The sequence below is a fragment of the Acidocella aquatica genome (assembly GCF_030160635.1).
Lineage (GTDB): Bacteria > Pseudomonadota > Alphaproteobacteria > Acetobacterales > Acetobacteraceae > Acidocella > Acidocella aquatica.
The window spans coordinates 1-3,918 of the sequence record NZ_BSOS01000095.1; the positions used below are offsets into that span (position 1 = coordinate 1).

Sequence of the window (3,918 nt, forward strand, 5' to 3'; positions counted from 1 at the left end):
GCTTATCCCGGCTTCGTGACATTGAAATTGGCGCAAAAATCGTAGAAGGATATGGGTAAAAGAAAGGTACTCGTATCGGTTACAGAACACGCTATATACATACTGTTTAGATTTTGTACGCTTCCGGCGTCATGTTCTGGTATTGCCCCATACCAATTGCCAGATAATGTCGCATGCCGTTATCACGATAAAACCATAAAATTGAGGAAAAGTCACGGTCCTGCCCGCCTAAGCCGGCAACGTTTTGGACAATATTAAGAATCAAACAGAATCAATAAATTATAAAAATATAATTTGGTATCAATGAGTTGTCACACAAACCCCAGAGGACGTCATGCCATCCATCGACAATATCCCAATTCAGCACGTCACCCTTTACGCTAAAGCCTCAGATGCGCCTGTCGGCACGCTGCTCCAGATTGTATCTGCTCAATTGGAACGATCTTCAAATAAACCGCCAGAACCCGTTTGGGTCGGCATGCGAAGCGTGTGGCATTCGCAAGGAAAAGATGCCCACGGCTGCGTGCTACTCGATGGTGACTCTAGCGGCATCTTCATTAGCTTTGCCAATGACAAAGATGATAGCGAAGTCGCTGACTCACCGGCGCTGGACATCGGCAAAGTTGCCGAAATTGTAATATTGCAGGGCTTAAAAAAGAATCAGTGGTCCCTAGAACATGAGGATAATCTCCCCATTTCGCTCTTGCCGGATGAAGTTCGTCAGATTGGTGACGATCTCTGCGTGTCCCAAGGCGATGTTTGTCAGATCGGCAACGATCTTTGTGTGGCTGTGCATAGCCGCAAAATGCAACCGAGCGCTGGCTTCCTCGTTCTTAAAGGCGCGCTCGCTGGGCACATTAAAGAGGAAAAATACGGTGTGTACCTCGGCAAGGTTTCCATAGCCGATTCTAGGCTGACCGGCAGCGAAGCGCCGCGCCCGGTCCGGGGCTAGCCCTCCCCATTTCAGGGGGGAGGCAGACCGGATGCAACGATATTGCGTCCGGCCAGGGTGCGGCTATCATCGCCTGGCGGCCCTCGTCCTCCACGCCATAAGATGGGGACGGGTGCCCCAAGCGATATCCTTTGAGTTCACGTACAATCGAAGCGATCAAGGTTCATCACCTTGTCCCAGGCCGCGACGAAGTCATGAACAAATTTTTTCTCGGCATCTGAACTTCCATAGACTTCAGCCAAGGCCCGGAGCTGAGAGTTCGAACCGAAGATGAGGTCGACACGAGTGCCGGTCCATTTCGGTTTGCCGCTCTTGCGGTCGCGCCCCTCGAACACATTTTCGTCCGAAGTCGCTTTCCACTCTATGCCCATGTCCAAGAGGTTCACGAAGAAGTCGTTGGTGAGGGTCTCCGGACGCTTCGTGAAAACACCGTGCTGGGAGTTGCCGTAGTTCGCACCTAAGACGCGCATACCGCCGACGAGAACTGCCATCTCGGGCGCCGTTAGTGTCAAAAGTTGTGCCTTGTCGACGAGAAGCTCTTCTGCCGATACGTTAAACTTGGTCTTGAGGTAGCTGCGGAACCCGTCCGCGACTGGCTCGAGATGGGCAACGGACTCCACGTCGGTTTGCTCTTGCGAGGCGTCTGTGCGGCCTGGTGTGAAGGGAACTGTCACATCATCGTGCCCACCCTTGTGGGCCGCTTGCTCTATGGCGGCCAAGCCACCGAGGATAATGAGATCGGCGAGCGACAGTTCTTTAGCCCCGTTTGCCGTACCGTTGAATGCCTTCTGAATGCCTTCAAGAATATTTAGTACCTTTGCCAACTGAGCAGGTTGATTGACCTCCCAATCCTTCTGGGGGCTGAGACGGATGCGCGCGCCGTTAGCGCCGCCACGCTTGTCGGAGCCGCGGAAGGTAGCCGCCGACGCCCAAGCGGTCGAAACAAGCTCCGAGATGGAAAGTCCTGATGCCAGGATCTTTGCCTTGAGGTCCACAATGTCCTTCGTGTCGATCAGCTTGTGATTGACGGTGGGAACGGGATCCTGCCAAATCAGCTCCTCCGCCGGAACTTCCGGGCCGAGATAGCGTGCGCGCGGGCCCATATCACGATGGGTGAGTTTGAACCACGCGCGGGCGAACGCATCCGCGAATTCATCCGGATGCTCGAAGAAACGCCGGGAAATCTTCTCGTAGGCCGGATCCATCCGCAAAGCGAGGTCCGTCACCAGCATCGTCGGCGTATGACGTTTCGACGGGTCGAAGGCATCCGGAATCGTGGCGACTGCCCCCTTCGCCCTGAATTGATTGGCCCCAGCCGGGCTCGTCTCCAGCTCCCATTCATATTTGAACAGATTCTCGAAAAAGCTATTGCTCCACTTCGTGGGCGTCGTGCTCCAGGTGACCTCCGGGCCGCCAGTGATCGCGTCTTTTCCTTTTCCTGTGCCATAGCTGCTCTTCCAGCCGAAGCCCATTTCTTCAATGGGCGCAGCTTCCGGCTCAGGACCCACCAGCGCGGCATCGCCGGCGCCGTGAGTTTTGCCGAAGCTGTGTCCGCCGGCGATAAGAGCAACCGTCTCCTCGTCGTTCATCGCCATGCGCTTGAAGGTCTCGCGAATGTCGATGGCGGCGGCAACTGGATCCGGCTTGAAGTTCGGCCCATTCGGATTCACGTAGATGAGGCCCATATTCACGGCAGCCAGCGGCTTCGCGAGATCGCGGACACCGCTGTAGCGTTCGTCGCTATGAGGATCAGGGAACCAAGCTTTCTCATTGCCCCAGTAGACGGTTTCATCAGGCTCCCACACATCGGGGCGCCCGCCGCCAAAGCCGAATGTCTTGAAGCCCATCGACTCGAGCGCGACATTGCCGGCGAGGACCATCAAGTCGGCCCATGAGATTTTCCGGCCATATTTCTGCTTGATCGGCCAAAGCAGCCGGCGCGCCTTGTCAAGGTTCGCATTGTCCGGCCAAGAGTTGAGGGGCGCGAAGCGCTGCTGGCCGGAGCCCGCACCGCCGCGGCCGTCACCGACGCGGTACGTGCCGGCGGCGTGCCATGCCATGCGAATCAAGAGCCCCCCGTAATGGCCAAAATCCGCCGGCCACCAATCTTGGCTGTCCGTCATCAGCGCGGCGAGGTCTTTCTTCAGCGCTTTGTAATCAAGCTTCTTGAACTCTTCGGCGTAGTTGAACGTCTTTTCCATCGGATCAGACTGGGGCGAGTTCTGATGAAGGATTCTGAGGTTGAGTTGGTTTGGCCACCAGTCACTGTTCGATCTCATTCCGACGTTTGTCGTCCCGTGCACGACCGGGCACTTGCCCGGTTTCTCGTCTGTGTTTGCGTCCATTTTTTCCTCCGATCGTGGTCCGGTTTCTCCGAATTGTTCATCTGGAAACGATTTAGATCAAAACGAGTCGCGCACCTTATGAAAGCGACCGGCATGCGACTTTCCGGTGCGCCGCACCGGCGACACCCAAGTGCATATCAGTATATTCTGTGAGTCTCGCCGCGATCACGGCCTTACGATTGTCGGCGATCGATCCAATCGGGATGCCTGCCGCCGGATCGCCCGCTTCCGCGGGATATTCGAGAGGGTCGAACTCATACCCGATATTACCTGCGGCAATCGAACGAAACACGGCGGCAACATCGCTGAATTTCTCGATAGCGGCCGTCTGAGTGAAACAATCATATCGACGGTTCGCCCGCCTCACCCCAGCGAGCGTACCCTTCAGATTCTGCTCACACTCGGTTGCCTTGAGAGAAGGCATGTCCGCTCCCCATTTTGGCCGAACAAGCCGATAACGGAAAGGAGTATGCACCTCCCGGAGCCCTGTGTAAATACAGCTCGGAAAATCTCTGTCCGCCGCCGGAGACACGGCCGGTTCACGATGGTCTGGCCCTTAGCATTACAGTTGTGATTTTTTGGTTGCGAAGCGGCTTAATCTCTGAATCAATGGGTCACCAT

General features: G+C 55.7%; 3 protein-coding genes. 1 reads left to right on the plus strand and 2 read right to left on the minus strand.

What is annotated here, in order from left to right; genetic code table 11:
- The first annotated feature begins 334 nt into the window (after nt 1–334).
- Nucleotides 335–952 carry a hypothetical protein gene (locus QQJ84_RS17820; protein WP_284259681.1) on the plus strand — a complete coding sequence of 206 codons (618 nt, stop codon included), beginning with the start codon at nt 335–337 and terminating at the stop codon, nt 950–952.
- Between the two features lie 137 nt (nt 953–1,089).
- Here QQJ84_RS17820 and katG read toward each other — a convergent pair whose 3' ends face one another.
- Complete coding sequence (gene katG, locus QQJ84_RS17825; protein WP_284259682.1) at nt 1,090–3,297, minus strand: catalase/peroxidase HPI; 2,208 nt, start codon at nt 3,295–3,297, stop codon at nt 1,090–1,092.
- Nucleotides 3,298–3,373: 76 nt separating this feature from the next.
- Nucleotides 3,374–3,721 (minus strand): ferritin family protein, encoded by a 348-nt coding sequence (locus QQJ84_RS17830; RefSeq protein WP_284259683.1) that lies wholly within the window; start codon nt 3,719–3,721, stop codon nt 3,374–3,376.
- Nucleotides 3,722–3,918: the final 197 nt, after the last annotated feature.

Bases quoted from the DNA above. Each gene is read 5' to 3' on its own strand.
- QQJ84_RS17830 (WP_284259683.1), bottom strand. From the start codon at position 3,721: ATGCCTTCTCTCAAGGCAACCGAGTGTGAGCAGAATCTGAAGGGTACG.
- QQJ84_RS17820 (WP_284259681.1), top strand. From the start codon at position 335: ATGCCATCCATCGACAATATCCCAATTCAGCACGTCACCCTTTACGCT.
- katG (WP_284259682.1), bottom strand. From the start codon at position 3,297: ATGGACGCAAACACAGACGAGAAACCGGGCAAGTGCCCGGTCGTGCAC.